The following is a 25,460-nucleotide window of genomic DNA, read 5'->3' as shown; positions in this document are numbered from 1 at the left end:
GCGCGCGGACGGGCTAGCGGGCGTCGAAGTCGGTCGGGCGGGGCGGCTCGGGGCCGTCCGGGCCCATCAGGGTGATCCGCTCGATCCGCACGATGCGGAAGCGGCGGCCGGCGACCGCGATGCCGTTGCGGCGGGTCTCGTCCTCCAGCAGGTCCGCCGCCTCGGCGAACCGGGCGACGTCCGCGTCGGCCGGGCTCTCCACCGCCGGCACCACGTGCCGGAAGTAGGTGATCAGCGCCTCGCGGGCCTGCTGCGGCGCGTCGTGCAGCCGGCCGACCGGCCGCCACCGCCGCTCGCTGCGCTCGGCCACCGTGAACACCGGCGTCAGCGCGACCGGGGTGAGGAACGCCCCGGTCGGCTCGCTGCCCGCCGCGGCGGCCGCGTCCAGCACCTGGCACAGCAGCTCGGCGGTCACCAGGTCGGGCGCCGGGCCGTCCGCGGGCAGCAGGTCGTAGCCGCGGCCCGCGGGCGGCGGGTCCAGGTCGGTCGGGCGGGGCGGCTCGGGCCCGTCCGGGCCGGTGCGGACGAGCTGCTCGATCCGCACGATCCGGAACCGCCGGCCGCCCGCGGCCACCTCGTCGACCGGCGTGTGCCGCAGCCGGTCCGCCGCCCCGAGCAGTTCGCCCTCCGCCCCGCCTCCCTGGAGCGCCGCGAGGTCGTCCAGCCGGCCCGCGAGCAGCTCCCGCGCGCCCTGCGGCAGCGGGTCGCAGGGGCACACGATCTGCCAGCCGCCCGGGACGAGCTCGGCGGCCGTGAACAGCGCGCCCACGACCACGAGCTCCGGGTAGGCGGACAGGGCGCGGCATGCGTCTGCGAGCATCACCGCGGCGACCGGGTCGACACCGTCCAGATCCTCCGGGAACAGCCGCCCGCCGGCGTCACCATCGCCCATCGTCATGCCGGACATCATCCTCGCCGTGCCGGTTCCGGCCAATGGTCCAGACCATTTCGTTACCGCCGTGTTTTGCGGCCGCTCGGCACGACCGGCACGACCAGGCTCGCAGCCGGCGGCCCGAGCCGGCGTCGCCGGCGCGGTCTCCACGAACGTCGACCGGGTCGCCCGTCGTTGATCTGCGGCGTGTTGTTGTTTTCGACGTGCTCATAACAACAACACGCCGCAGATCAACGCACCGCGTGGGCCTTGGTGGGGAGGCCGCATCGACCGGCCTCCCTGCCACGGGGCGACCTTGAGGATCGTGATCGCGGCCGGAGGCGGGTTCGAGCCTGCGGGAATCTGATCGCGCAGCGAGCCGGAGCGGTGCGGCGACCGCACCGCGGTTCCCGACGACGGAGGGCCGTCAAGGCCCGACGGAGGAGGGCACCGCCATGGACGGAGTGAGGGAGCGGCCCACGATCGGGGGCAGGTCGCGCACGAGCTTGGCCAGCTCGCGCAGGTCGCCGTCCACCAGGGCCTGCGGGCCGTCGCAGAGGGCGGTCTCCGGGTGCGGGTGCACGTCGATGATCACGCCGTCGGCGCCGACCGCGATCGCGGCGCGGGTCAGCGGCAGGACGAGGTCGCGGCTGCCGCCCGAGTGCGACGGGTCCACGATGACCGGCAGGTGGGAGAGGCGCTGCGCCACCGGCACCGCGGAGATGTCGAGGGTGTTGCGGGTCGCGGTCTCGAACGTGCGGATGCCGCGCTCGCACAGCACGATGTCGAGGTTGCCGCGCTGGGCGACGTACTCGGCCGCCATCAGCCACTCCTCGATCGTCCCGTTCATGCCGCGCTTCAGCATGACCGGCTTGCCGGACTCGCCGGCGGCCTGCAGGAGGGCGAAGTTCTGCGCGTTGCGGGTGCCGATCTGCAGCATGTCCGCGTAGGAGGCGACGAGGTCGACGTCGCCGGCGTCCACCACCTCGGTGACGATCGGCATGCCGGTCTCCGCCCGCACGTCCGCGAGGATGCGCAGGCCCGCCTCGCCGAGGCCCTGGAACGCGTACGGGGAGGTGCGCGGCTTGAACGCGCCGCCGCGCAGCAGCGTCGCGCCGGCGGCCTGCGCCATCTGGGCGGCGCCGAGGGTCTGCTCCGGGGTCTCGACCGCGCACGGGCCGGCGATCAGCGTCATGGTGCCGGGGCCGATCGGCACGCCGCCGACCCGCACGACCGAGCGCTCGCCGTGGTTCTCGCGGCTCACCAGCTTGTAGGGCGCCGAGATGCGGACGACGTCGCTGACGCCGCGCATCCCGCGCAGGTTCAGCGAGCCGAACTGCTGGACGTCGCCGACGAGCCCGACGATGGTGCGCTCCACGCCGCGGCTGACGAAGGCGTCGCCCCCCGCCGTCTCGACCAGTGAGACGACGGCCTTGATATCCGCTTCGTTGGCCTCCGGGGCCATGACGACGACCATTGGTGTGCTGCCTCTCCTGTTTCGCCCGGAACCCCGGTGGATCCCGCGGACGACCCCTGAAACAGAGAAAGCCCCGGGCCACTGGGCCCGGGGCTTCTCGTTCCGTGGTCTGTCAGCGCAGCGCCTGGCAGACCAGCCGCCCGGGCTGGCCGTACCAAAAGAAATAGACGACGTTGCGCACGGACCCAAGCGTAGCCGATGTCCGGTGCGCGCATTCGCACCGCCCCCGAATATGGCTCAGCTCACGCCGGATGGCAGGATGGCCGCGTCATGACCCACCCCGAACATTCTTCACCGCAGCCCCGGGATCTGCCGCCCGGCCAGTACGTCCCCCGCGGCTGGCCCGTCCTCCACTACGGCCCCGTGCCGAAGTTCCGTCCCGCGGACTGGGACTTCCGGGTCTTCGGCGCCACCGAGTCCGGCGGGCAGCACCGCTGGACCTGGGCGGAGTTCGACGCGCTGCCGAGGGTCGGGTCGGTCGCCGACTTCCACTGCGTCACCAAGTTCACCGTCCCCGGCAACGCGTGGGAGGGCGTCCCCGGCGCGGCGATCGCGGAGCTGGCCCCGCCCGCGGCGGACGCCACGCACGTGATGGTCTGGGCCGAGTACGGCTACAGCGCCAACATCCGGATGAGCGACTTCCTCGCCGACGGGACGATGTTCGCCACGCACCACGGCGGCGAGCGGCTGACGCCCGACCACGGCTTCCCGCTCCGCATCGTCGTCCCGCACCTGTACTCGTGGAAGAGTGTGAAGTGGGTCCGCGGCATCGAGTACATGGTGAAGGACCGGCGCGGCTTCTGGGAGGAGCGCGGCTACCACAACGTCGCCGACCCCTGGCGGGAGCAGCGCTACTCCTACCAGGAGGACGAGGGCGAGTCCCCGCCCCTGTGACGCCCCGGCCGCGCCGCGCCCGCGGGCGCGCGGCCGGCCGTGGCCCATCCGAGACATTCGTAAATGGCCAACGGCCGGACCGCCGGGGACGGTAGACGTTACCGTAAGTCGTCATGGTCCTACCGTCCGTCGCGGATGCCGTGGTGTACGCCACGGCCGCCGGTGCCGCCTCTGGATTCTGGGCGCTGCGCCGGTGGCTGCCCCTGCCGTCCGGCTGCCTGCGCGCCTCCCGCGTCCCCGGCGACCCGGCCGAGCAGGCGGCGCTCGCGACCCTGCACCTGCTCGCGCGGGCCGCGCAGCCGCTGCGCGCCGGGCTCACCGACGACACGGCGGGCAAGGCGGCGCGGCGGCTGCTGCCGCTGCTCGGCGCCGAGGCGGTCGCGCTGGTCGCGGTGCGCCCCCCGGCGGGCGCCGACCCGCCGGACGACCCCGGCGACCCGGGCGACCCCGCGGGCCCGGGCGGCGGCCCGGTACGGGCCGAGCCGCGGCTGCTGGCCTGGGACGGCGCGGGCGGCGGCGTCCACGCGGCGGAGGCCGTCCGGCAGGCGCTGCCCGTGCTGGCCTCCGGCCGCCCCCGGGTCGCCCGGCCGGACCCGGCCGGCTGCGGCGACCCGCACTGCCCCGTCCGGGTGGCGATGACCGCGCCGCTCACCGTCGAGGGCCGGGTGGAGGGCACGCTGACCGCCTACTGGCGCGGCGCGTCGGCCGCGCGGGTCCGCGCCGCCGGGGAGGCGGCCCGGCTGCTGGCCGCCCAGCTGGAGCTGGCCGAGGCGGACGCGGCCCGCGTCCGGCTCGCCGAGGCCGAGACGCGGGCGCTGCGCGCCCAGATCTCCCCGCACTTCGTCTACAACTCGCTGACCACGATCGCCTCGTTCGTGCGCACCGACCCCGACCGCGCCCGCAGCCTCCTGCTGGACTTCGCCGACTTCGCCCGCTACTCCTTCCGCAACCCCCGCGACTTCACCACCCTCGCCGACGAGCTGCGCTCCATCGACCGCTACCTGCTGCTGGAGCGGGCCCGGTTCGGCGAGCGGCTGCGGTGCAGCGTCGACGTCGCGCCGGAGGTGTTACCGGTCGCCGTCCCGTTCCTGGCGCTGCAGCCGCTCGTCGAGAACGCCGTCCGGCACGGCATGGCGGGCGGGCGCGGGCCGTTCCACATCACGATCAGGGCCCGCGACTCCGGCGCCGAGGCCGCGATCAGCGTCGAGGACGACGGGGTCGGCATGGACCCCGAGCGGCTCCAGGAGATCCTGTCCGCCCCGCTCGGCCGGCCCGGCCCGACCGGCTGGGGGAGCGTCGCGGCCCGGCCCCGCCGGCGGGACGGGCACGCCGACCCCGGCATCGGCCTCGCCAACGTCGACGAGCGCTTGCGCCAGGTCTACGGCGACGAGTACGGGCTGACCGTCGAGACAGCGCTCGGCGCCGGAACCAAGGTCAATTTGCGCGTCCCGAAGTACCGTCCGGGCGTGTTTCCGGAGTGACCCGCGACCGGTCGCCGCCGTACTCACTTCTTGGAATCGATTGCGGACGGACGGTAATCGCGGCAAAGTCGCCCTCATGCTCCACGTCCTCGCCGTCGACGATGAACGCCCCGCGCTGGAGGAACTCGCCCATCTCCTCCGCGAGGACCCGCGGATCGGGCGGGTCACCGGCGCGGGCGACGCCTCGGCGGCGCTTCGCGACCTGAGCCGCATGCTCGTCGAGGGCGAGCGCCTCGACGCGGTGTTCCTGGACATCCGGATGCCGGGGCTCGACGGGCTCGACTTCACCCGGCTGCTCACCGGGTTCGCCGCGCCCCCGCACGTGGTGTTCGTGACCGCGCACGACGACTGCGCCGTCACCGCCTACGAGCTGGGCGCGCTCGACTACCTGCTGAAGCCCGTCCGGCCCGAGCGGCTCGCCGAGTCGGTCCGCCGGGTCGCCGAGGCCGTGCACCGGACGGGCCCGCCCGCCGCCGAGCCCGCCGACCCCGACGACGAGCTGATCCCCGTCGAGCTCGGCGGGCGCACCCGGCTCGTCTCCCGCCGGACGGTGACGCACGTGGAGGCGCAGGGCGACTACGTCCGGCTGCACACCGCGGACGGCGGCTACCTGGTGCGGATGCCGCTGTCGGCGCTGACCAAGCGGTGGGAGGCGGCCGGGTTCATCCGCATCCACCGCAGCACCCTGGTCGCGTCCGCGCACATCACCGAGGTCCGCTTCGACGGCGGCCGCGCGGCCGTCCGGATCGGCGACGAACTGCTGCAGGTCAGCCGCCGGCACACCCGCGAGGTGCGGGACCGGCTGGTCCGCAGGTTCCACCAGCCGGACGGGAACGGGAACGGGGCGGAGGAGGCCGGCGATGGCCGCTGAACGCCGGGTCGTGGTGTCGGCGGCCGTCCGCACGCACGGGCCGGGAGAGGGCGGCGCGCCGCCCGGCACCCGGGCCGCCGGCCCGGACGCACCGGGGGCCGACCCCCCGGACCCCGACCCGCTCCATACCGGTCCGCCTCGAACCGACGCCCCCGACGCCCCCGGCGCCGCCCGGTGCCCGGGGCCCGCCGAGACCCGCGCCCTCATCCGCACCCAGCTGCGGACCGCCCTCGGCACCGGCGCGGCCGTCGTCGCCGTCCTGGCGGGCCTGCCGCTGCCGGCGCTCGTCCCGGCGGTCGCGCGCGCCCGCGTGCACGGCGTGCCGCTGTGCTGGCTCGTCCTCGTGTTCTGCGTCCACCCCGTCTGGATCGCGCTCGCGTTCCGGCAGCTGAGACGTGCCGAGCGCGCCGAGCGCGCGGTGGGCGGCCGGTGACGGTCCCGGCCGTGGCGGCGGCGCTCACCGCACTCGCCGTCGTCCTCGGGCTGTCCGCCGCCAGGGGAGTGCGGGGCCGGCGGCCCGCCTCCACCACGTCCGACCTGATGGTCGCCTCGCGCGGCGTCACCCCCTGGTGGAACGCGTCCGCGATCGGCGGCGAGTACATCTCCGCCGCGTCCTTCCTCGGCACCGCCGGGCTGGTGCTCGCCTACGGCGCCGACACGCTGTGGCTCCCGGTCGCCGCGACCGCCGGGTACGTCCTCCTGCTGGCGTTCGTGACCGCGCCGCTGCGCCGCTCCGGCGCCTACACGATCTCCGACTTCGCCGAGTGGCGGCTCGGGTCGGCCGCCGTCCGCCGCCTCGTCACCGCCTGCGTCTGCTTCATCGGCTGGTTCTACCTGCTCCCGCAGTTCGAGGGCGCGGGGGTGACGCTGCGGGTGCTCACCGGCGCCCCCGTCTGGACGGGCTGGGCGGTGGTCGTCGCCGTCACGCTGTCGGTCGTCCTGTCCGGCGGGATGCGCAGCATCACCGCGGTGCAGGCCGTCCAGTTCTGGCTGAAGCTGGCCGCCGTGGCGGTGCCCGCGGTCGCGCTGCTCGGAATGTGGCACATGTCCGGCGGCCCCGGCCCGCTCGGCGGCGTCCCCCGGTTCGAGCACGCCACCCGGGTGCACGTGCGCACCGACGTCACCGTGACGGTCCCGGCCGCGGTCACCGTCACCGCGCGGGGCCGCGTGGACGGCGTCCGCCGCGGCGGCGAGGCGGTGCCGCTCGCCGCCGGCACCCACACCATCGGCCACGGGACCGACGTCGTCTTCCCCGGCGGCGCCGCGGTGCCGCACGCCGACCGGCTGCCCGCCCAGGACGGCGGCACCTGGGCGACGCCGTTCGCCCGCGGCGAGGAGCACGCGCTCTTCCGCACCTACTCGGCGATGCTGTGCGTCCTGCTCGGCACGATGGGGTTACCCCACATCCTGATGCGCTTCTACACCAACGCGTCCGGCGGCGCCGCCCGCCGCACGGCCGCGTTCGTGCCCGTCCTCCTCGCCCTGTTCTACGTGTTCCCCGCCCTCTACGGGACGCTCGGACGCCTGTACGCCCCCGAGCTCCTCATGACCGGCGACACCGACGCGACCCTCCTGCTGGTCCCGCGCCGGATGATGCCCGGAGCGCCCGGTGCGCTGCTCACCGGCCTCGTCACCGCCGGCGCGTTCGCCGCGTTCATCTCCACGTCGTGCGGCCTCGCCGTCGCCATCGGCGGGACGCTCTCGCAGTGCGTGCGCCGCACCGGCCCGGCCGCGTTCCGCGCCGGCGTCGTCGTCGCGCTGGCCGCGCCGCTCGCCCTGCTGCCCGGCATGGGCCCGCGGGGCGCCGCCGACCTCGTCACCATGGCCCTGGCCGTCTCGGCTTGCTCGCTGTGCCCGCTGCTCGTCCTCGCCATCTGGTGGCGCGGCCTGACCGCCGCCGGCGCCGCCGCCGGACTCCTCGCCGGCGGCGGCCTCGCCGTCTGCGCCGGCGTCGCCCGCCTCTTCCGGGACGCCCCCGGAGGCTGGCCCGCGGCCGTCCTCGCCGAGCCCGTCCTGCTGATCGCGCCCGCCGCGTTCGCCGCCATGGTCGCCGTGTCGCTGCTGACCCGCCGCCGCGTCCCCCGCGGCGCCGACCGCGCGCTGCGCCGGCTCCACCTCCCCGAGGAGGTGCTCGCCCCGTGATTCATCCACGAACGGACTCCCCGACACGGCGACCGTTCCCGCGCGACCGCTCGTCCCGCCGCACCGACCGCTCGTCGCGTGACTACGCTACGCACATCTACGACTACGTACCGCTTATCGACGGTCGCGTTTTCCTGGTGCCGCCGAGCCGCGCGGCGCGTCTAGTGTTCTCAGTGGCACCACAAGCCACACGAGCAAATCCCGGAGATCCGGCGCAAGCCGGATCGGAGTCGCCGGATCCCGTACCGGGGGGGTGGGATCCGGTGGCCTGTGGCTCGGGCGTCGCTGAACAGTCGGGGGGTTGTCCAGCGGCGCCCGAGTCGTGTTTATTGCCTTTCTCTCCTCCTTCGGGCCCTGGGGGCCCTCCATCGTCGAGAAACGCGGTGCGATTGCTGCATCGCATCCGACTCGCCTAGCGGCTCGCTGCGCGATCAGGTTCTCGCAAGCTCGAACCTGCCTTCGGTCGCAATCGCGACGGTGTCCCTTGTCGCGGGGCTGAGGTGTCGGCTGGTGCCGGCGCAGTAGTCGGTTGCTGTGGCCGCTCAGCGGCTCGCCTGGCGGCTCGCTGCGCGGTCGGGTTCTCGCTTCGCTCGAACCTGCCTTGGTCGCAGTTGCGACGGTGTTCCTTGTCGCGGGGCTGCGGTCGCTTAGCGGCTTGCTGCGTAGTGGCTCGTGTCGCGTAGGCGTTTTAGGGTTTCTATGTCCTTGGCGTGGGGTTCGGGGGCTCGGCCGGGGGTCTCGATGATGAAGGGGAGGCCCTGTACTGCCGGGTGGTTGAAGAGGTCGGCGAAGGGGTGTTCGCCTATCTGGCCTGCGCCGATGTTCTCGTGGCGGTCCCGGCCGGAGGCGCAGGGGTCCTTCGAGTCGTTGGCGTGGATCAGCTTCAGGCGGCCCTCGCCGACGGTGGCCACCAGGGCGTCGATCGTGTCCTTGGCGCCGCCGGGGGCCGCGAGGTCGTGGCCGGCGGCGAAGGCGTGGCAGGTGTCGAAGCACACGCCCAGCTTCGGGTGGTGCTCCAGCTTCTCGAAGAACGGGCCCAGGTCCTGGACCTTGGCGCAGAGCATGTTGTTCTGGCCGGCCATGGGTTCCAGGAGCAGGTCCGGGCCGTCGTCCGGGATCTCCTCCAGGAGGGGCAGGACGTGCTCGCGGACCTGCGCCATGGCCTCGTCGTAGGTCTGGGACACGGCGGAGCCGGTGTGGACGACGACGCCGCGGGCGCCGATGGCGCGGCCCCTCTCCAGCGAGTGGCGGACGGTCGCGACCGACTTCGCCAGGGTCTCCGGGGTGGGGGAGCCGAAGTTCACCAGGTAGGGGGCGTGCACGTAGACGGGGACGCCGTGCTCGCGGAGCTTCGCGTCCTCGGCGGGCCTGCCCTCGGGGAGCGCCCAGCCGCGCGGGTTGGAGACGAACACCTGGATCGCCTCGGCGCCGATCTGCGCGGCGTACTTCAGGCCGCCGGTGGCGAGGCCGCCGGCCACGGGGACGTGCGCCCCGACGGGGCTGTTCGGTGAGGTCATAGCCGGTTCAGCTTAGTCGGTCACGGGCCCCGGACGATGGTCACCGTGGAGCCGCGCGGGGCCTCGCCGCCGTTCGGCGACTGGAACCGGACGACGTCGCCGCCGAGCCCCGTCACGTTGACCTTGAAGCCGGACTCCTTGAGGGCCTTCCTGGCGTCGTTGACGCTGTACCCGGTCACGTTGGGGACGGGGATCTTCTGGTTGTCGCCGCCGTCGTCGCAGCCGAACTGGAACGGGCCCGCGTCGACGATGCAGTCGCGCTTGTTGACGACGATGGTGACGTCGTCGCCGCGCGAGACGCCGGTGCCCTCGGCCGGGTCCTGGCTGATCACGGTGTTGGGCTCCTTGCCCTCCACCTGCTTCTTCTGGACGGTGACGTTCAGGCCCATGGAGCGCAGCTGGTTCGCGGCGGCGTCGCCGTTCTGCCCGAGGAGGCCCGGCATCGACATGCCGCTGGAGACGACGACGTCGACCGGGTCGTCCGGCGACCGCTTCTCGCCGGCGTCCGGGTCGGTGCCGATGACCCTGTCCTTGGCGACGGTCTGGGACGGGCTCGTGCTCGTCTCGCCCACGGTGAAGCCCTTGTCCTCCAGGGTCTTCTTGGCGTCGGCGAGGCTCTTGCCCGTGACGTCGGGGACCTCGCGGGGCGTGATGCCCTTGGACGGCGTGAGCGTGACCGTCTGCCCCTTGGCGACGCGGGCGCCGGCGGGCGGGTCGGATTTGGCGACGCCGCCCTTGTGGACGCGGTCGTCGTAGACCGCCTTGGCCGTCTGGACGTCCAGCCCCTTCGACTGCAGCTGGTCGCGCGCGTCGGCGACCTTCATGCCGATGATCGACGACGGGACGTGCTCGTACTGGCCGGACGTCTGGTACCAGACGGCCCAGCCGAGGATGAGCGCGGCCACGGCGCCGATGGCGACGAGGACGTAGCGGCCGGTCAGCGCGCCGATGGCGCGGTCGGCCCGGGTGCGCTGCGGGGCGTACTCCTCGGCCGGCATCGTGCGCGGGTCGAGGACGGCGGTGTGGCCCGGCCGGGGCGCCTCCATCACGCTGGTCGTGCCGCGCGTCGACTCCTCGATGCGCCGGTCGAAGTCGCGGGGGAGCCCGCCGAGCACCTCGGCGACCTCGGCGTGGTACTGGTTCGCGTCCTGCGGGCGGCGCGCCGGGTCGTGGCTGGTGGCGTCGGTGACCAGGTCGTCCACCCGCTGGGGGATGCCCGGCACCAGGTGCGACGGCGGCGGGACCGCCTCGTTCACGTGCTTGTAGGCGACCGCGAGGGGCGTGTCGGCCTGGTGGGGGAGCTGCCCGGTGAGCAGCTCGAACAGCATGATCCCGGCGGCGTACACGTCGGAGCGGACGTCGGCGTTGCCGGACAGCACCTGCTCGGGCGCGAGGTAGCCGACCGTCCCGATGATCATGCCGGTCTTGGTCATCTTGCTCGCGGTCTCGGCCCGGGCGAGCCCGAAGTCGGCGACCTTGACCTGGCCGTCCTCGGTGATCAGCACGTTCTCGGGCTTGACGTCGCGGTGCACGAGGCCGGCGCGGTGCGCGGCGCCGAGCGCGGCGAGCACCGGCTGCACGACCTCCAGCGCCGCGCGCGGGCCGAGCCGGCCGCGCTCGGCGAGGGTGTCGCGGAGCGTGCGGCCCGCGACGTACTCCATGACGAGGAAGACGTGCTCGCCGTCGGTGCGCTGGTCGTACACCGCGACGACGTTCGGGTGCGACAGCGCGGCCGCGGCCTTGGCCTCCCCGATGAAGCGGGCGACGAAGTCCTCGTCGGAGGCGAGTCCGGCGTGCATCACCTTGATCGCGACGGTGCGGTCGAGGCGGAGGTCCCGCGCGAGGTAGACCGTGGCCATGCCGCCGCGTGCGATGCGGGACTCAATGCGGTAGCGCCCGTCGAGCACCCGCCCGACGAGTGGATCTGCGACCGTCGTGTCCATCGGTGCGAGTTTACGGGCGAATCGCAGCGGATCTCATCAGTCGCGAGTATGAGCATCGATGAGCCCCGGGGCGGATGCCGCGGGGGCGCCCGGTTCCGGAGGGGCCGCGGGGGCGCGGCGGCCGGGCCCGCGGGTGCTGCGGGAGACGGCCACGCCGGCCAGGCACAGCAGGCCGCCGGCGAGCGTGATCAGCCCGGGGACCTCGCCGAGGAACAGCCACGACATCGCGACGACCAGGGCGGGGACGGCGTAGGTCGTGGCGCCCATCTTCCCGGCGGTCGTGCGGGCCAGCGCGTAGCCCCAGGTGGTGAAGGCGATCGCGGTCGGGAAGACGCCCAGGTAGACCATGTTGAGGGTGGCCCCGGCGGAGGCGTCCGCGGCCTGGGACGCCAGCTGCCCGGCGAACGGCAGGCAGAACAGGGCGCCGACCGCGCACGCGAACGTGGTGAACTGCAGTGCGGAGGCGTGCCGCAGCGCGGGCTTCTGGCTGACCACGCCCGCCGCGTACGTCACGGCGGCGACCAGGCAGAGCAGCACCCCGCCGACGGACGCGCGGCCCTCCCCGGACATCGACAGCCCGACGACGGCGGCGCCGGCGAACGACACCGCCATGCCGGCGATCAGGCGGGGCGAGATCCCCTCCTTCAGCAGCCAGCCGCCGAGGAGCGCGATCAGGATCGGGCCGATGTTGACGACCAGGGCGGCGGTGCCCGCGTCCACGAGCTGCTCGCCCCAGTTCAGCGCGACCATGTAGGCGCCGAACCACAGGACGCCCGCCGTGATGATGCCCGGCCAGGCCGCCTTGGGCGGCAGCCCCTCGCGCCGGACGAGCCAGAGGGCGCCCAGCACGACCGTCCCGGCCAGGAGGCGGCCGAGGGCCAGGGCGCCGGGGCCGTACTCGGCCCCGGCGCTGCGGATCGAGACGAACGCGGACGCCCACAGCACCACCGTGACGGTGGCGGCGGCGACGGCCGCCCTGTCGATGCGACCCGTGCTTTTCTGCTGCATGCCACGCACCTTAGGTATGGGTCATTTCCATGAACACCGAAGGAACGTGCCGGGGTTGCGGCATGCCCAGGTGGACCGGGGTCCAGTCTGGGCACCCGCTGGTTTCAGGTCTAGCGAATATTCCTACAGGCGACTCTTTAGGAACTCTACGAGGTAGCGAGACCCTCGAACGGCGACGACGCCTGCGCGTAGCGGCGCTTCGGGATGCGCCCGGCGAGCCTGGCGAGCCGCCCGGCCTCCACCGCGCGCCGCATCGCCGCGGCCATCCGCTCGGGGTGCCGCGCGCGGGTGACGGCCGTCGCCAGCAGGACGGCGTCGCAGCCGAGCTCCATGGCGAGCGCGGCGTCGGACGCGGTGCCGAGCCCGGCGTCCAGGATCACCGGCACGCCCGCCCGCTCCACGATCAGCTCGATGTTGTGCGGGTTGCGGATGCCGAGGCCCGAGCCGATCGGGGAGCCGAGCGGCATCACCGCGGCGCATCCGAGCTGCTCCAGGCGGTGCGCCAGCACCGGGTCGTCATTGGTGTAGGGCAGCACGACGAAGCCGTCGTCGACGAGCTGCTCGGCGGCCTCGACCAGCTCGATCGGGTCGGGCAGCAGCGTGTGCTCGTCCGCGATCACCTCCAGCTTGACCCAGTTCGTGCCGAGCGCCTCGCGGGCCAGCTTGGCGGTGAGGACGGCCTCCCCGGCGGTGAAGCAGCCCGCCGTGTTCGGCAGCACCCGGATGCCGCACTCCTTCAGCACGTCCAGCACCGAGCCGCGCGCCGACGGGTCCACCCGCCGCATCGCGACCGTGGTCAGCGCCGTCCCGGACGCCGCCAGCGCCTCCCGCAGCACGTGCATGCTGGGCGCGCCGCCGGTCCCCATGATCAGCCGCGACCCCAGCTCCTCCCCGGCGATGACCAGCGCATCCGACATTTCAGCCTCCTTGGACGGTGTCCTTGTGGGGGGACGACCCCCCACGCCCCCCGGGGCGGGGTCCGCCCGCCGCGTTCCACTCCGCCGCGTTCCACTCCGCCGCGCTCCGTTCCACGCGGCGGTCACCCCCCTTGGACGGCGGTGAGCACTTCGATCCGGTCGCCGTCGCGCAGCGTCGTCGACTCCCACGCGGAACGGCGGACGACCTCGTCGTTCAGCGCGGCCGCCACGCCCGTCCGGGCGGCGGTGACGGACGCGACGACCTCGGCGACGCTCGTGCCCTCCGGCAGCTCGCGCGGCTCGCCGTTGACGGTCACCTTCATGCCTGCACCTCGGAGAAACGGGCCGGGGAGAACGGCCCGGCGACCTCGGGGACGGGGGCGTCCAGCAGCATCGCGGACAGGATGTCGGCGCTCACCGGGGTCAGCAGGACGCCGTTGCGGAAGTGCCCGGTGCCGACGAACAGGCCGGGCGGCCCGGCGGGGCCCATGACCGGCGCGTTGTCCGGGGAGCCGGGCCGCAGCCCGGCGGTGACCTCGGCGAACTCCAGCTCGGTGATGCCGGGCAGCAGCTCGCGGGCGTCCCGCAGCAGCTCCCACAGCCCGCCGGCGGTGACCCGGGTGTCGAAGCCCAGCTCCTCCTGGGTGGCGCCGAGGACGATCTCGCCGTCCGCGCGCGGCACCAGGTAGACCGACGAGCCCCGCACGAGGCCGCGCGTGGTCCGGGTGAGGAACGGCAGCCGGGTGCGGAGCCGGATCACCTGGCCCTTCACCGGGCGGACGGGCGGCACGCTCCCCGGCGGCAGGCCCTCCAGGTCGCCCGACCAGGACCCGGCGGCGAGCAGCACCCGGTCGGCGCGGACCGCCGTCCCGTCGTCCAGGACGACGCCGGCCGCCGCCCCGCCCTCGGTCAGCAGGCGCACGGCCCGCCGCCGGACGAGCCGGACGCCGAGCCGCTCGGCCGCCGCGAGCAGCGCCGCGGTGAGCCGGCGCGGGTCGACCGAGCCGTCGCGCGGGGCGAGCAGCCCGCCGCGCACGCCCGGCGCGAGCATCGGCTCCGCCCGGCGGCTCTCCCGGGCGGTGAGCGCCTGGACGGGGATGCCGAGGCTCTCCTGGAAGCGGCGCAGGTCGTCGAGGTACTCGAGGTCGTCGGAGTCGAACGCGACCTGGAGCAGCCCGTCCGTGCGGTAGCCGGTCTCCAGGCCGGTCAGCTCCTCCAGTTCGGCGACGAACGCGCCGTACCGGTCGCGGGACGCGAGGCCGAGCCGCAGCAGCGGCTCCTCGCCGTAGGTCAGCTCGCTGACCGGGGTCAGCATCCCCGCCGCCACCGACGAGGCTCCGCTCGCGGGGGACGGGTCGACCAGCGTGACCGCGGCGCCGGCCGCCGCGGTGCGCCAGGCGGTCGCGAGGCCGATGACGCCCGCTCCCACGATCGCGATCTGCATGCGCGCTCCCTTCGCCGGCATGATCCGGATCAGGTCTGGCGGTCGGCGGCCCGGTCAGCCGCCCTCTCAGCCCGGTCGCACCGGACTCCCGCGCTCTGTGCCGTTTTACCCGGTTCCCACCATACGACCTCGGGGGAGCCGTCCATCATCTGGACAGGTGTCCACCCGAAAAGCGCGGCACATTAGGCTGCCCTTCATGGAGAGCGTCATCGTCGTGGGTGGCGGGCTGGCCGGCGTGCGCGCCGTGGAGGCCCTGCGGAGCAAGGGGTTCGAGGGCGCGCTGACGCTCGTGTCGGCGGAGCGGCACCGCCCCTACGACCGGCCGCCGCTGTCGAAGGCCGTCCTCGCGGGCGAGTCCGACGACACGACCGTCGACGCGGACTGGGACGCGCTGCGCTGCGACCTGCTGCTCGGCGAGCGGGCCACCGGGCTCGGCCTGCACGCGCCCGGACGGGGCGGCGTGCTCGCGTCCACGGCGGGCGACCTGCCGTTCGACGGGCTGGTCATCGCGACCGGCGCGACCCCGGTCACGCTGCCGGGCGGCGGCCGCCAGCACGTCCTGCGCACCGTCGACGACGCCCGCGACCTGCGGTCCCGGCTCACCGAGGGCGCCCGCATCGTGATCGTCGGCGCCGGCTGGATCGGCGCCGAGGTCGCGACCACCGCCGCGAAGAAGGGCTGCCGGGTGACCGTCGTGGAGGCGGCCGACACCCCCGTCGCCAACGCGATCGGACCGGAGGTGGGCGCCCTCACCGCCCCCTGGTACGCCGAGGCGGGCGTCGAGCTGCGCACCGGCGTGAAGGTCGCGGCGGTCGAGGAGGGCGGCCTCGCCCTCGCCGGCGGCGGCCGGATCGAGGCCGACGAGGTCGTGGTCGGCGTCGGCGTCCGCCCGGAGGTGTCCTGGCTGGACGGCTCGGGCCTGCTGGTGGAGCGCGGCGTGGTCACCGACGGCTCGTTCCGCGCCTACCAGGGCGGGGAGGAGCCCGGCGCGCTCCGCCCGGACGTCGTGGCGGTCGGCGACTGCGCCGCCTGGTGGTCGGCGCGCTACGGGCGGCGGCTCCTCGTCGAGCACTGGGACACCGCCCTCAACGCCCCCGAGACCGCCGCCGCGGCGCTCCTCGGCCAGGACGCCGCCTACGACGCCGCCCCCTACTTCTGGTCCGAGCAGTTCGGGCGCATGGTGCAGTACGCCGGCAGCCACGCCGCCTCCGAGCGGCTCGTCCACCGCGGCGACCCGTCCGGCCGCAAGTGGTCGGTGGTGTGGCTCACCGGCGACCGCCTCGACGCGATCCTCACCGTCGACCGGCCCCGCGACCTGGTGCAGGCGAGGCGGGTGATCACCGCCGGGACGCCGGTGGACCCCGCCGCGATCGCCGACCCGGACGTCCCCGTCCGGCAGGCCGTTCGCTGATGGCGATCGCCGCGGAAGCGGATCGGCTGTCCAGGGGGTTTGAGCGTTCCGGAGGCGTGGTAGCAAGGGGGCGTGACGCAGATGCACGCAACCGTTGACAGCGCACTCGACCCCCGGACCGACGCCCTCGCCGGCGAATGGCTCACCCTCCGCGAGACCGCCGAACGGCTCGGGATCAAGCCCCACCGGATCAAGCAGCTCATCCACGAGCACCGGATCCTCGCGGTGCGCCGGGGCGGCGAGCCGATGGTGCCCGCGGCCTTCATCAAGGACGGCCAGGTCATCAAGGGCCTGCCCGGCACGCTCACCCTCCTGTCGGACGCCGGGTTCGACGACGTGGAGACCATCCGCTGGCTGTTCACCGCCGACGACACCCTCCCGGGGACGCCGGTGGACGCGCTCACCGAGAACCGGGGGACCGAGGTCCGCCGCCGGGCCCAGGCCCTCGCCTTCTAGAACCGACCGCCATCAACGGACGACAACGCACGTGACACGATCGCGGGGCAGGGCGGCGGGACGACTCCGCCGCCCGGCCCCGCGGTCCGGCACGACCCGACCGCACGACCCGCACGACCCGCACGACTCGTACGACCCGAGCAGGCCGAAAGGACGTTCCTCCGCCGTGTCCAGGCATCTCCCCTCCGAACGCGCCGTCGCGCTGCGCGCCCGCCTCAGCCGGGCCCGCCTCTACCTCTGCACCGACGCGCGGGAGCGGCAGCGGGACCTGCCGGACTTCCTGGACGCCGTCCTCGCGAACGGCGTCGACATCGTCCAGCTCCGCCAGAAGGGCCTGGAGGCCCGCGAGGAGATGACGTACCTGGAGATCTTCCGGGCGGCCTGCGAGCGGCACGGGGCGCTGCTCGCGGTCAACGACCGGGCCGACGTGGCGCAGGCCGTCCGCGCGGACGTGCTGCACCTCGGCCAGGACGACCTGCCGGTGCCCGCCGCCCGCGAGATCGTCGGCGGCGACATGCTGATCGGCCGGTCCACCCACTCCGACGAGCAGGCGTCGGCGGCGGCCGCGGAGCCGGGCGTCGACTACTTCTGCACGGGCCCCGTCTGGCCCACGCCGACCAAGCCCGGCCGTCCCGCGCCCGGCCCGAAGCTGCTGGAGTACACGGCGGCGCAGCGGGTGCCGCGGCCGTGGTTCGCGATCGGCGGCATCGACCTCGGGAACCTCGGCGAGGTGCTCGCGGCCGGCGCGACGCGGGTCGTCGTGGTGCGGGCACTCACCGAGGCCGACGACCCCGGCGCGGCGGCGGCCGAGTTCGCGCGCCGCCTGGCGGGCTGAGGCGGGCCGACCCGCCGGTTTCGGCGGGGGCCGCGGTGCGGGCCGCTCGGGCGATCACCGACAATGGGGATCATGAGCGTGGGACCTGACGACGACGACCGCACCGTCGACCTGGACGACGACCTGGAGATCCTGCCGGACCAGACGTCCGACGACACCGACACGGGCTGGGGCGACTGGCGCGCGACCGACGACAACGACGCCCGCCTCCTGGAGGACCGCCCGCCCCACTGGTAGGACCGGATGGGCCGTCAGAACATCATGCCGAGCGCGAACCCGGCGACGACGACCGCGCCGAGCGCGACCATCATCCGCCAGCGGTAGCGCGGTATCCGGGTCGGGCGCGGCCTCGGCGCGGGGCCCTGGCCCTCCCGCAGCGCCCGGACGAGCTGCGGCGCGGTCGGGCGCGCGGCCGGGTTCTTGTCCAGGCAGCGGGCCGCGAGGTCGCGCAGCGGGCCCTGCATGTCGCCGAGCTCGGGCGGCCGGGAGGTGACGCGCCGCATGACCGCCGCGCTCGGCCCGGTGCCGAACGGCGGGCGCCCGGTCGCGGCGAACACCATCGCGGCGCCCCACGCGAAGACGTCGGCGGGCGGCCCGACCGGCTCGTCCTCGATCTGCTCGGGCGCCATGTAGGCGGGCGTGCCGACCGGCCCGGTGGTCAGCGGGGCCGCGTCGGCGGTGCGGGCGATGCCGAAGTCGATGACCTTGGCGCCGTCCGGGCCGAGCAGCACGTTGCCGGGCTTGAAGTCGCGGTGCACGATCCCGGCGCGGTGGATCGCGGCGAGCGCCGCCGCCGTCCGCAGCGCGACCTTGCGCAGCTGCGGTGCGGGCAGCGGCCCGCGGTCGGCGACGACGTCCTGCAGGGACGGGCCCTCGACGAACTCGCTGACGATGTAGGGGCGGTCGCCGCTCATGTCGGCGTCCAGCACCCGCGCGGTGTGCCGCCCCGACACCTGCAGGGCCGCGTCCGCCTCCTTGACGAAGCGGCTGCGCGCCCGGTGCCCGGCCGTCGCGCCGCCGCGCAGCAGCTTCACCGTGACGAGGCCGCCGTCGCCGTCCCGGCCGAGGTACACGATGCCCTGGCCGCCCTCGCCGAGCCGGCCGAGCAGCGTGTAGCCGCCGAGGCCGCGCGGGTCGTCGGGGCCGAGCGGCGCGCCGTGCCGGCGGTCGCGGCCGTGCCCGGGGCGGGGCCCGCCGCCGGGACGGCCCTGCCCGGCCCGCGGCTTGCCCGCGCGGCCGCCGTGGCCCGGATGCGCCGGGCGCCCGGTGCGGGCGCCGGTGGGACGCGGGGAATGGGGGTTCGCCCTCCCGCGGGAGGTGTCGTGCGGCACTGGATGACTCCGACTCGGCGGGGGCGGACGAAGATTTCCTTATTTGTACCGCGTGGCGGCTGGGCACGGCAGGGGAACCGAGATCTTTGTTTTTACTGGCATGTCCCCAGTGTCCCCTTCTGGGTGATCTTTCGGGACGAAGGCCCGACCATGACCGTGTAGCAGCCGTCCGCGGCCTTCCACGCCTTCGCCTCCTCGTTCCAGTAGGCGAACGACCGCGCGGACAGCGGGAACGTCACCGTGGTGCTCTCACCCGGCGCGAGGGCGACCTTGCTGTAGCCCTTGAGCTGCTTGGGCGGCTGCCGCACGTCCACGCCCGGCGACGGCATGCCGATGTAGAGCTGCGGGACGGCGACCCCCGTGCGGCCGCCCGTGTTGGTGACGGTCACCTGGACCGCCTTGGTGCTCGCCTTGAGCCCGCTGTAGGAGAACGTCGTGTAGGACAGGCCGTGCCCGAACGGGAACCGCGGCGCGATGCCCTTCGCGTCGTAGTGCCGGTAGCCGACCATGACGCCCTCGGAGAACCTGACGGTCTTGTCCACACCCGGGTACTGGGCGGGGTTGCCGGACGCCGGGGCGTCGTTCTCGCTCACGGGGAACGTCACCGGGAGCCGTCCGCCGGGGTCGACGTCCCCGTACAGGACGCGTGCGAGGGCGTTCCCCGCCTCCTGCCCCGGATACCAGGCCTCGATGATGCCCTTCACCTGGCCGGCCCAGGGCGTCAGCACGGGCCCGCCCGTGTTCAGCACGACGATCGTGTTGGGGTTGGCCTTGGCGACCTCGGAGATCAGCCCGTCCTGGTCGCCGCGGAGCGGCTCGCCGCACTGGAGCGTCAGGCACGACTTGTCGAAGAACTCGCCCTGGCTGTCGGTGGCGAACACGAGGGCGACGTCGGCGTTGTGCGCCGCGTTCGCGGCGGCGCCGCGGTCGTCGCCGTTGGTGTAGGTGATGGTGGTGCCGGATCCCGCGCGCCGCGCGATGCCGTCCCGCGCGCTGACGGTCGTGAACGGCACGACCTTCGCCGAGCCGAACCCGCTCGGGGCGTCCTGCGCGGCCCGGCCGATCAGCGCGATCGACTTCGGCGCCGCGAGCGGCAGGACGCCGTCGTTCTTCAGCAGCGTGATCCCCGACTCCTCGATGCGCCGCGCGGCGGTCTCGCTCGCCGTCCGGTCGATGCGGGACAGGTCGTTCGGGTACGCCTGCCGGTCGAACACCCCGAACGCGAACATCGTCCGCAGGATGTTGCGGGCGTGCCCGTCGACGGCCGCCTGCGTGACCTTCTTCTGGGCGACGGCCCTCTTCAGCATGAACGCGTTGTACTTCATGCCGATCGGCAGTTCCATGTCGAGCCCGCCGTTGGCGGCCCCGGCGGTGTCCTGCGCGGCGGTGTGGTCGGACGGCACGAACCCCTTGAAGCCCCACTCCGACCGCAGGATCTTGTTGAGGACGCCGTCGTCCTGGCACGCCCACCGGCCGTTCAGCTTGCCGAACCCGCACATGACGGTCGCCGCGCCGCCCTCCTTCACGGCGGCCTCGAACGGCGGCAGGTAGATCTCCCGCAGCGTGCGCGGATCGACCTCCATGGCGAGCGACAGCCGGTCCTGCTCCTGCGTGTAGACGGCCATGTGCTTGACCGACGTCATCACGCCCTGCGCCTGCGCGCCCTTGATCCACGGGACGCCGAGGGTCGCCGACAGGTAGGGGTCCTCGCCGAGGCCCTCGAACGTCCGGCCGTTGCGGGGCGTGCGCAGGACGTCCACGGTCGGGCCGAAGACCAGGTCGTTGCCGCGGTGCCTCGCCTCCCACGCCACCGTCCCGCCGTACAGCTTCGCGGTGTTCCGGTCGAAGCCCGCGGCGAGCGCGATCGGCGCGGGCAGCGCGGTCGCCTTGCCCTGCCGGACGCCGGCCGGGCCGTCGGTCATGTACACGGGCGGGATGCCGAGCCGGTCGATCCCGCGGTTGGTGTCGGCGTGCGCGTCCTCGAAGAACCCGCCGAGCGGGCCGCCGAACGGGTCGTCGGACGCCAGCAGCGCGATCTTCTCGTCGTCGGTCATCTTCGGCAGCAGCAGCGCCGTCCGCTGGTCGGGCGTCAGCGAGGCGTCGCACCAGGGCCGCTGCGCCGGGTCGCCGCAGCGGCCCGCGGCCGCCCGCGCGTCCTGCGGCGCCGGGACCGCCGTCAGCGCCAGCACGGCCGTGAGCGCCCCCGCCGCCGGGAGCCACCGTCCCGCCCTCATCGGCGCCCCTCCCCGTGCCCGGCCGGCTCCTCGTTCTGGACGCGCAGGGCGTTCAGCGCGAACGCGACCATGTGGTAGTGGCCGATGAGGACGACGAGTTCGATCAGCTCGCGCTCGCCGAACCGGGTGGCCAGCTCCGTCCAGGTCGCGTCGGAGAGGGTGCCGGACGCGTGCAGTTCGTCCGCCGCGGTGAGGACCATGCGGTCGTCGTCGTTCCAGTCGTGCCCGTCGATGTCGAGCCGGAGCGCCGCGACCTCGTCCTCGGTGAGCCCGGCGCCGAGCGCGAGCCCGCGGTGGTGGTCCCACTCGTAGCCGCAGGACCGGTGGTGCGCGGTCCGCATGATCGCCAGTTCGCGGTCGCGGGCGCCCAGCGCGCCCTTCATGAGCAGCATCGACCCGAACCCGATCCAGGAGTGGAACAGGTCCGGGTGCCGGGCGAGCGTGGTGAAGATGTTCAGCGGACCGGTCGTGGCGGCCACGGCCTTGAGGACGTCGTCCCACGCGTCCTCGGGCAGCGGTTCGAAGCGCGGGACGCGGTTCCCCGGGGTGTCGGCGCACATGGCGACATTTCTGCCACTGATCAGTGGGAAAGTTCTAGTCCACCGGGGAAATTTGGCCGAATCGTGTCATTGAGCACTTACGTGGTCCGGGTGGTGGCCGCGACGGCCAGCTCCTCCAGGGCCTGCCGGGACTCGGCGGTGACCGGGGCGGCGGCGAGGATCTTCTCGGCCTCCCGCTGGTACCGCTCGATCATGGCCTCGCAGGCGGCCAGGCCGCCGGTCTCCTCGATGATCGTGCGCAGCTCGTCCACGCCGGGGCGGTCGAGGGCGGGGTCGCCGAGGCGGCGCTGCACCGCGGCGGCCTGCGCGGCGGAGGCGCGCTCCAGGGTCAGCGCGATCAGCACGGTCCGCTTGCCCTCGCGCAGGTCGTCGCCGGCCGGCTTGCCCGTCGCGGCCGGGTCGCCGAAGACGCCGAGCACGTCGTCGCGGAGCTGGAAGGCGATGCCGAGCGGGAGTCCGTAGCCGGTGAGCGCGGCGGTCACGTCCGGGCGGGCGCCGGCGAGCGCGGCGCCGAGGTGCAGCGGGCGCTCGATCGTGTACTTGGCGCTCTTGTACTCGACCACGCGCAGCGCCGTCGCGACGGTCGCCCGGCCGCGGGTGCCCTCCAGCATGTCGAGGTACTGCCCGCACATGACCTCGGTGCGCATCAGGTCGTAGACGGCCCGGCCGCGGCGGCGGCGCTCGGGGTCCAGCCCGCACGTCTCGAACATCTCGCTCGACCAGGCCAGGCACAGGTCGCCCAGCAGGATCGCGGCGCCGCCGCCGAACGCCTCGGCGTCGCCCGGCCAGCCCTGCGCGCGGTGCAGCGCCTCGAACCGGCGGTGGGCGGACGGCTGGCCGCGGCGGGTGTCGCTGGAGTCCATGACGTCGTCGTGGACGAGCGCGCTCGCCTGGAGCAGCTCCAGGGACGCGGCGGCGGCCACGATGCCGGGGCAGTCCTCGCCGCCGGCGGCGCGCCACCCCCAGTAGCAGAACGCGGGCCGCAGCCGCTTCCCGCCGCCGAGCAGGGCGTCGAGGGCGGACAGCAGCGGCGCGAGGTCGTCGCTGATGGTCAGCAGCGCCGGGCGCTGCCGGTCGACGAAACCGAGGAGGGCCTCGTCGACCTCCTTGCGGATACGGCTGGTCGACATGCCGAGATCGTATCCACCTGGGGGGATTCAACCTTGCCCCCGGAACGTGAGAAGTCACTGGATTGTCGGAAATAAGGACATAACGGCCGTGAGGTGTGGTGAGGGTCACACATATCGGCGGTCCCGGCGGCCCTCCAGCGACCTTCCAGGGACCGCCCCGGGGCCTTCTGTAGGCTTGGGGAATGCGACGTGCACGCCCCGACCGGGCCCCGACCGTCCGAGAGCTGCTGGCCTCGGGCGGCAGGTCCTTCTCGTTCGAGTTCTTCCCGCCCAAGACCGACAAGGGCGCCCGGAACCTGTGGCGCACGATCCGCGAGCTGGAGTCCCTGCACCCGACGTTCGTGTCGGTGACCTACGGCGCCGGCGGCGGCACCCGCGACACGACCGTCGACATCGTCGAGCGCATCGCGACCGACACCACGCTCACCCCGGTCGCGCACTTCACCGCCGTGAACCACTCCCAGGCCGAGCTGCGCAACCTGATCGGCCGGTTCGCCGCGGCCGGCGTCCGCAACGTCCTCGCGCTGCGCGGCGACCCGCCCGGCGACCCGATGGGGGAGTGGGTCAAGCACCCCGACGGCGTCGAGTACGCCGCCGAGCTGGTCCGGATGATCCGCTCCTACGGCGACTTCAGCGTCGGCGTGGCCGCGTTCCCCTACAAGCACCCGCGCTCGCCCGACGTCGACAGCGACGTCCGGTACTTCGTGGAGAAGTGCCGGGCCGGCGCCGACTACGCGATCACCCAGATGTTCTTCCGCGCCGAGGACTACTTCCGGCTCCGCGACCGCGTCGCCGCCGCCGGCTGCGACGTGCCGATCCTGCCGGGCATCATGCCGGTGACGCAGATGAGCACGATCGAGCGGTCCGAGCAGCTGTCCGGCGCGCCGTTCCCGCCCGAGGTCAAGGCGCGCTTCGACGCCGTCGCCGGCGACCCGGAGGCGGTCCGCAGGCTCGGCGTCGAGCACGCCGCCGAACTGTGCCGCGAGCTGCTCGACCAGGACGCGCCCGGCATCCACTTCATCACGTTCAACAAGTCGACGGCGACGCGGGAGGTCTACTCGCTCCTCGGCGCCGGCGCGTACGCCGCGAGCGGCAGCGTCCCGCCCATGACGGCGTAGCGCGGCCCGCCGCCCGGGAACTCGAAGTCGCTCAGCAGGTCCACCATGCCGACCGAGCGGTAGAGGTTGCGGGCCGGGGTGTCCGGCCGCCGGTCGAGCGTCGACAGCACGACGGTCCGCTCCGGCCGGCCCTCGCACAGCGCGTTGAGCAGGCTCCGGCCGAGGCCCCGGCCCTGCGCCTGCGGGTGGACGTGCAGCTCGGCGACCTCGAACGCGTCGTCCAGCCACGCCTCCGCGTGCTCGGGGCCCTCCAGGTCCGACAGCGCCTGGTGGACGACGTCGTGCCACCACTGGCCGCGCGTCCCGTGGAACCCGTAGGCGAACCCCTGGACGGGGCTCGTCAGGACGGGCAGCGCCCCGCGCCGCTCGGCCACGAGGGCGCGGAACCCCGGGTACGAGGCGTGCCGCTCCATGATGGTGTGCCGGCCGGGGAGCTGCTCGCCGGGAGGCTCCATCGCCGCCGCGTACACGTCCAGCATGGGGTTGAGCCTGCGTAGGAAGGCGCGTTGGTCGATCTCGCGCAGCTTCGGGTCCCTCACTTGACAGAGACTAGACCCGGGGGATGGTCCGCTGCGTCGCCGAGAGCCGATCGTAGATGTCCCAGAGGATGCGGTCGGCCGCCTTCTTCAGGTCGGCGCGGTTGGCGTCGAGCTGCCCGCCCCATGCGCGCGCCTCCGGGCCGAGCCACGCGTCCGTGCCGCGCAGGGTCTTCACCGGCGGGTCGAGCGCCTGCCGCAGCCGGTCGATGCCGCCGTAGGCGTCCGCGTACGCCTGGTAGAGCCGCTGGTACTCCGGATTGGGCTGCTCGGCCGGGGACAGCTTCGCGGCGGCGGCGCCGGTCAGCGGCACGGGCAGGCTCCCGGGAGGCGGTGGAGCGGCCATGGCGACCTCTCAGGCTCTCAGGCGACGCCGGTCGCTTCGTGACGGGTCGCTTCGTGACGGGTCGCATCGTGCAGGCCGAGCTCGGCGATGGCCGCGCGCGTCCGCTCGCTCATGGCCGCCCCGGTGAGCACCTGGACGGCGGCGGGCCGGACACCCGCGCGGTCGGCCTCGGCAAGGAAGGCGCGCAGCCACTTCACGTCCATCGCGAGGTGCTGGCTGGACATGCCGAGCGACTCCCGGACGGCCTCCAGCCGCACCTCGTCCCCGCCGGCGGCCTTCAGCAGGTCGGCGGCGGCCGCCGGGCCGAGCCGCTCGTAGAGCTTCTCGGTGTAGTCGGGGTCATCGGCGTTGGCCCTGAGGTGCGTCCAGACCGAGCCGGGGACGGGCCTGCCGTCCTGGACGGCCGCCACCACGGTCAGCGCGTCGGTCCGGGCGGCCTTGGCTGCGGCCTGCCGGGTGGGGAAGTCGCCGATGTCGCCCGCACCCCGCGGCGTGGGCTCGGGCGTGAACTTCGGAGGTGCCGCCCCTGGGGACGGCGGCCCGGTGGGCCGGGGCGTTCCGACCGGGACCGGAGCCGTCCCGCCCGGCCGCGGTGCGGGGGCGGGCGGCGGCGGGGCGTCCACCCCGCCGCCGGGGGAGGGGTGGGTCACCGCGTAGTTGTAGCGGCGCGACAGCATGCCGAGCTGGTCGGCGGCCCACTGCGCCACCTGGTCGGCCTGCCGGTACCCGGCCGCGGACACCCCCGGAGGGGGACGGTGCGCGTTCAGCCAGCCCCGGATCGCGTTCTGCGCGTCCTGGAGCTGCCTGATGACCCGGTCGAGCGCGGGCGGGTCGATCCCGCGGAACTCGGGGTCGCGCGCCGCCGGGCCCGTGCGCATCTGCGCGGTCATCGCCCCTCCGGAGGTCACCGGTCGTCATGCCCTGACTCCCCAGAATCA

The 25,460-nt window shown here is 74.3% G+C and carries 25 protein-coding genes; 10 read left to right on the top strand and 15 right to left on the bottom strand.

From position 1 onward, the window contains the following. Positions 1-13 precede the first annotated feature (13 nt). Both ABFX46_RS27510 and aroF read right to left on the bottom strand, forming a co-directional pair. Positions 14-898 carry a DUF5954 family protein gene (locus tag ABFX46_RS27510; RefSeq protein WP_346046480.1) on the bottom strand — a complete coding sequence of 295 codons (885 nt, stop codon included), beginning with the start codon at positions 896-898 and terminating at the stop codon, positions 14-16. Between the two features lie 400 nt (positions 899-1,298). Further along, positions 1,299-2,348 carry a 3-deoxy-7-phosphoheptulonate synthase gene (gene aroF, locus ABFX46_RS27505; protein WP_346046478.1) on the bottom strand — a complete coding sequence of 350 codons (1,050 nt, stop codon included), beginning with the start codon at positions 2,346-2,348 and terminating at the stop codon, positions 1,299-1,301. A 270-nt stretch (positions 2,349-2,618) separates the two neighbouring features. Here aroF and ABFX46_RS27500 point away from each other — a divergent pair, with 270 nt between their 5' ends. The 5 genes from ABFX46_RS27500 to ABFX46_RS27480 all read left to right on the top strand — a co-directional run bounded on the left by ABFX46_RS27500 (position 2,619) and on the right by ABFX46_RS27480 (position 7,736). Further along, a complete protein-coding gene (locus ABFX46_RS27500) occupies positions 2,619-3,242 on the top strand; it encodes a sulfite oxidase-like oxidoreductase (RefSeq protein WP_346046476.1) in 624 nt (207 codons plus the stop codon). A gap of 113 nt (positions 3,243-3,355) precedes the next feature. Then, positions 3,356-4,723 carry a histidine kinase gene (locus ABFX46_RS27495; protein WP_346046474.1) on the top strand — a complete coding sequence of 456 codons (1,368 nt, stop codon included), beginning with the start codon at positions 3,356-3,358 and terminating at the stop codon, positions 4,721-4,723. Between the two features lie 76 nt (positions 4,724-4,799). Continuing rightward, positions 4,800-5,594, top strand: coding sequence for a LytR/AlgR family response regulator transcription factor (locus ABFX46_RS27490; RefSeq protein WP_346046472.1), 795 nt, complete (start codon positions 4,800-4,802; stop codon positions 5,592-5,594). Beyond that, a complete protein-coding gene (locus ABFX46_RS27485; RefSeq protein WP_346046470.1) occupies positions 5,584-6,027 on the top strand; it encodes a hypothetical protein in 444 nt (147 codons plus the stop codon). The genes ABFX46_RS27490 and ABFX46_RS27485 overlap by 11 nt, the downstream gene beginning before the upstream one ends. Next, complete coding sequence (locus ABFX46_RS27480; RefSeq protein ID WP_346046469.1) at positions 6,024-7,736, top strand: sodium:solute symporter family transporter; 1,713 nt, start codon at positions 6,024-6,026, stop codon at positions 7,734-7,736. Before ABFX46_RS27485 ends, ABFX46_RS27480 begins: the two co-directional genes overlap by 4 nt. A 647-nt stretch (positions 7,737-8,383) precedes the next feature. Here the strand turns inward: ABFX46_RS27480 and ABFX46_RS27475 are convergent. The 6 genes from ABFX46_RS27475 to thiO all read right to left on the bottom strand — a co-directional run bounded on the left by ABFX46_RS27475 (position 8,384) and on the right by thiO (position 14,565). Beyond that, positions 8,384-9,253 (bottom strand): deoxyribonuclease IV, encoded by an 870-nt coding sequence (locus ABFX46_RS27475; RefSeq protein ID WP_346046467.1) that lies wholly within the window; start codon positions 9,251-9,253, stop codon positions 8,384-8,386. Positions 9,254-9,273: 20 nt separating this feature from the next. After that, positions 9,274-11,196: a Stk1 family PASTA domain-containing Ser/Thr kinase gene (gene pknB, locus ABFX46_RS27470; protein ID WP_346046465.1), complete on the bottom strand. Its 1,923-nt coding sequence runs from the start codon at positions 11,194-11,196 to the stop codon at positions 9,274-9,276. A 36-nt stretch (positions 11,197-11,232) separates the two neighbouring features. Continuing rightward, positions 11,233-12,204 (bottom strand): DMT family transporter, encoded by a 972-nt coding sequence (locus ABFX46_RS27465; protein WP_346046463.1) that lies wholly within the window; start codon positions 12,202-12,204, stop codon positions 11,233-11,235. Between the two features lie 146 nt (positions 12,205-12,350). Continuing rightward, positions 12,351-13,121 carry a thiazole synthase gene (locus ABFX46_RS27460; protein ID WP_346046462.1) on the bottom strand — a complete coding sequence of 257 codons (771 nt, stop codon included), beginning with the start codon at positions 13,119-13,121 and terminating at the stop codon, positions 12,351-12,353. A gap of 122 nt (positions 13,122-13,243) precedes the next feature. After that, a complete protein-coding gene (thiS, locus tag ABFX46_RS27455) occupies positions 13,244-13,444 on the bottom strand; it encodes a sulfur carrier protein ThiS (protein WP_346046460.1) in 201 nt (66 codons plus the stop codon). After that, the gene (gene thiO / locus ABFX46_RS27450) at positions 13,441-14,565 is read right to left on the bottom strand and encodes a glycine oxidase ThiO (RefSeq protein ID WP_346046459.1); all 1,125 of its coding nucleotides are present in this window, start codon (positions 14,563-14,565) and stop codon (positions 13,441-13,443) included. Before thiO ends, thiS begins: the two co-directional genes overlap by 4 nt. Positions 14,566-14,761: 196 nt before the next feature. Between thiO and ABFX46_RS27445 the strand changes: the two genes are divergently transcribed. The 4 genes from ABFX46_RS27445 (at position 14,762) to ABFX46_RS27430 (ending at position 17,504) form a co-directional block, all read left to right on the top strand. Continuing rightward, complete coding sequence (locus ABFX46_RS27445; RefSeq protein WP_346046457.1) at positions 14,762-15,976, top strand: NAD(P)/FAD-dependent oxidoreductase; 1,215 nt, start codon at positions 14,762-14,764, stop codon at positions 15,974-15,976. Between the two features lie 81 nt (positions 15,977-16,057). After that, positions 16,058-16,432 carry an Rv2175c family DNA-binding protein gene (locus tag ABFX46_RS27440; RefSeq protein ID WP_131943630.1) on the top strand — a complete coding sequence of 125 codons (375 nt, stop codon included), beginning with the start codon at positions 16,058-16,060 and terminating at the stop codon, positions 16,430-16,432. Between the two features lie 166 nt (positions 16,433-16,598). Further along, positions 16,599-17,267: a thiamine phosphate synthase gene (thiE, locus tag ABFX46_RS27435; RefSeq protein ID WP_346046454.1), complete on the top strand. Its 669-nt coding sequence runs from the start codon at positions 16,599-16,601 to the stop codon at positions 17,265-17,267. Between the two features lie 72 nt (positions 17,268-17,339). Beyond that, positions 17,340-17,504, top strand: a complete 165-nt coding sequence (locus ABFX46_RS27430; RefSeq protein ID WP_346046452.1) for a hypothetical protein — start codon at positions 17,340-17,342, stop codon at positions 17,502-17,504. 14 nt (positions 17,505-17,518) lie between these two features. Here the strand turns inward: ABFX46_RS27430 and ABFX46_RS27425 are convergent, their stop codons facing one another. The 4 genes from ABFX46_RS27425 to ABFX46_RS27410 all read right to left on the bottom strand — a co-directional run bounded on the left by ABFX46_RS27425 (position 17,519) and on the right by ABFX46_RS27410 (position 22,522). Further along, positions 17,519-18,598, bottom strand: a complete 1,080-nt coding sequence (locus ABFX46_RS27425; protein ID WP_346046450.1) for a serine/threonine-protein kinase — start codon at positions 18,596-18,598, stop codon at positions 17,519-17,521. A 92-nt stretch (positions 18,599-18,690) separates the two neighbouring features. After that, a complete protein-coding gene (locus tag ABFX46_RS27420; protein ID WP_346046448.1) occupies positions 18,691-20,832 on the bottom strand; it encodes a glycoside hydrolase family 3 C-terminal domain-containing protein in 2,142 nt (713 codons plus the stop codon). Further along, positions 20,829-21,392 carry a carboxymuconolactone decarboxylase family protein gene (locus tag ABFX46_RS27415; RefSeq protein WP_346046446.1) on the bottom strand — a complete coding sequence of 188 codons (564 nt, stop codon included), beginning with the start codon at positions 21,390-21,392 and terminating at the stop codon, positions 20,829-20,831. Before ABFX46_RS27415 ends, ABFX46_RS27420 begins: the two co-directional genes overlap by 4 nt. A gap of 77 nt (positions 21,393-21,469) precedes the next feature. Further along, a complete protein-coding gene (locus tag ABFX46_RS27410) occupies positions 21,470-22,522 on the bottom strand; it encodes a polyprenyl synthetase family protein (protein ID WP_346046444.1) in 1,053 nt (350 codons plus the stop codon). 182 nt (positions 22,523-22,704) lie between these two features. On the opposite strand from ABFX46_RS27410, the gene metF reads away from it, so the two are divergent. Then, entirely contained in the window at positions 22,705-23,640 is a 936-nt protein-coding gene (metF, locus tag ABFX46_RS27405; RefSeq protein WP_346046442.1) for a methylenetetrahydrofolate reductase [NAD(P)H], read from the top strand. Here metF and ABFX46_RS27400 read toward each other — a convergent pair. The 3 genes from ABFX46_RS27400 to ABFX46_RS27390 are packed head-to-tail and all read right to left on the bottom strand — an operon-like array spanning position 23,577 to position 25,412. Beyond that, a complete protein-coding gene (locus tag ABFX46_RS27400) occupies positions 23,577-24,179 on the bottom strand; it encodes a GNAT family N-acetyltransferase (RefSeq protein ID WP_346046440.1) in 603 nt (200 codons plus the stop codon). The genes metF and ABFX46_RS27400 overlap by 64 nt on opposite strands. Before the next feature lie 10 nt (positions 24,180-24,189). After that, on the bottom strand, positions 24,190-24,522 hold the full coding sequence (locus tag ABFX46_RS27395; RefSeq protein ID WP_346046438.1) for a hypothetical protein: 333 nt from the start codon (positions 24,520-24,522) through the stop codon (positions 24,190-24,192). 17 nt (positions 24,523-24,539) lie between these two features. Continuing rightward, the gene (locus tag ABFX46_RS27390; RefSeq protein WP_346046437.1) at positions 24,540-25,412 is read right to left on the bottom strand and encodes a hypothetical protein; all 873 of its coding nucleotides are present in this window, start codon (positions 25,410-25,412) and stop codon (positions 24,540-24,542) included. Between the last annotated feature and the right edge of the window lie 48 nt (positions 25,413-25,460).

The organism is Actinomadura chokoriensis (assembly GCF_039529475.1).
Lineage (GTDB): Bacteria > Actinomycetota > Actinomycetes > Streptosporangiales > Streptosporangiaceae > Spirillospora > Spirillospora bangladeshensis.
This window is presented reverse-complemented; position numbering and strand designations above follow the sequence as displayed.

Bases quoted from the DNA above. Each gene is read 5' to 3' on its own strand.
- ABFX46_RS27420 (WP_346046448.1), bottom strand. From the start codon at position 20,832: ATGAGGGCGGGACGGTGGCTCCCGGCGGCGGGGGCGCTCACGGCCGTG.
- ABFX46_RS27465 (WP_346046463.1), bottom strand. From the start codon at position 12,204: ATGCAGCAGAAAAGCACGGGTCGCATCGACAGGGCGGCCGTCGCCGCC.
- ABFX46_RS27390 (WP_346046437.1), bottom strand. From the start codon at position 25,412: ATGACCGCGCAGATGCGCACGGGCCCGGCGGCGCGCGACCCCGAGTTC.
- ABFX46_RS27395 (WP_346046438.1), bottom strand. From the start codon at position 24,522: ATGGCCGCTCCACCGCCTCCCGGGAGCCTGCCCGTGCCGCTGACCGGC.
- ABFX46_RS27440 (WP_131943630.1), top strand. From the start codon at position 16,058: ATGCACGCAACCGTTGACAGCGCACTCGACCCCCGGACCGACGCCCTC.
- metF (WP_346046442.1), top strand. From the start codon at position 22,705: ATGCGACGTGCACGCCCCGACCGGGCCCCGACCGTCCGAGAGCTGCTG.
- ABFX46_RS27485 (WP_346046470.1), top strand. From the start codon at position 5,584: ATGGCCGCTGAACGCCGGGTCGTGGTGTCGGCGGCCGTCCGCACGCAC.
- aroF (WP_346046478.1), bottom strand. From the start codon at position 2,348: ATGGTCGTCGTCATGGCCCCGGAGGCCAACGAAGCGGATATCAAGGCC.
- ABFX46_RS27415 (WP_346046446.1), bottom strand. From the start codon at position 21,392: ATGTGCGCCGACACCCCGGGGAACCGCGTCCCGCGCTTCGAACCGCTG.
- ABFX46_RS27500 (WP_346046476.1), top strand. From the start codon at position 2,619: ATGACCCACCCCGAACATTCTTCACCGCAGCCCCGGGATCTGCCGCCC.
- ABFX46_RS27460 (WP_346046462.1), bottom strand. From the start codon at position 13,121: ATGTCGGATGCGCTGGTCATCGCCGGGGAGGAGCTGGGGTCGCGGCTG.
- thiS (WP_346046460.1), bottom strand. From the start codon at position 13,444: ATGAAGGTGACCGTCAACGGCGAGCCGCGCGAGCTGCCGGAGGGCACG.
- ABFX46_RS27510 (WP_346046480.1), bottom strand. From the start codon at position 898: ATGACGATGGGCGATGGTGACGCCGGCGGGCGGCTGTTCCCGGAGGAT.
- ABFX46_RS27445 (WP_346046457.1), top strand. From the start codon at position 14,762: ATGGAGAGCGTCATCGTCGTGGGTGGCGGGCTGGCCGGCGTGCGCGCC.
- thiO (WP_346046459.1), bottom strand. From the start codon at position 14,565: ATGCAGATCGCGATCGTGGGAGCGGGCGTCATCGGCCTCGCGACCGCC.
- ABFX46_RS27490 (WP_346046472.1), top strand. From the start codon at position 4,800: ATGCTCCACGTCCTCGCCGTCGACGATGAACGCCCCGCGCTGGAGGAA.
- ABFX46_RS27475 (WP_346046467.1), bottom strand. From the start codon at position 9,253: ATGACCTCACCGAACAGCCCCGTCGGGGCGCACGTCCCCGTGGCCGGC.
- ABFX46_RS27430 (WP_346046452.1), top strand. From the start codon at position 17,340: ATGAGCGTGGGACCTGACGACGACGACCGCACCGTCGACCTGGACGAC.
- ABFX46_RS27410 (WP_346046444.1), bottom strand. From the start codon at position 22,522: ATGTCGACCAGCCGTATCCGCAAGGAGGTCGACGAGGCCCTCCTCGGT.
- pknB (WP_346046465.1), bottom strand. From the start codon at position 11,196: ATGGACACGACGGTCGCAGATCCACTCGTCGGGCGGGTGCTCGACGGG.
- ABFX46_RS27495 (WP_346046474.1), top strand. From the start codon at position 3,356: ATGGTCCTACCGTCCGTCGCGGATGCCGTGGTGTACGCCACGGCCGCC.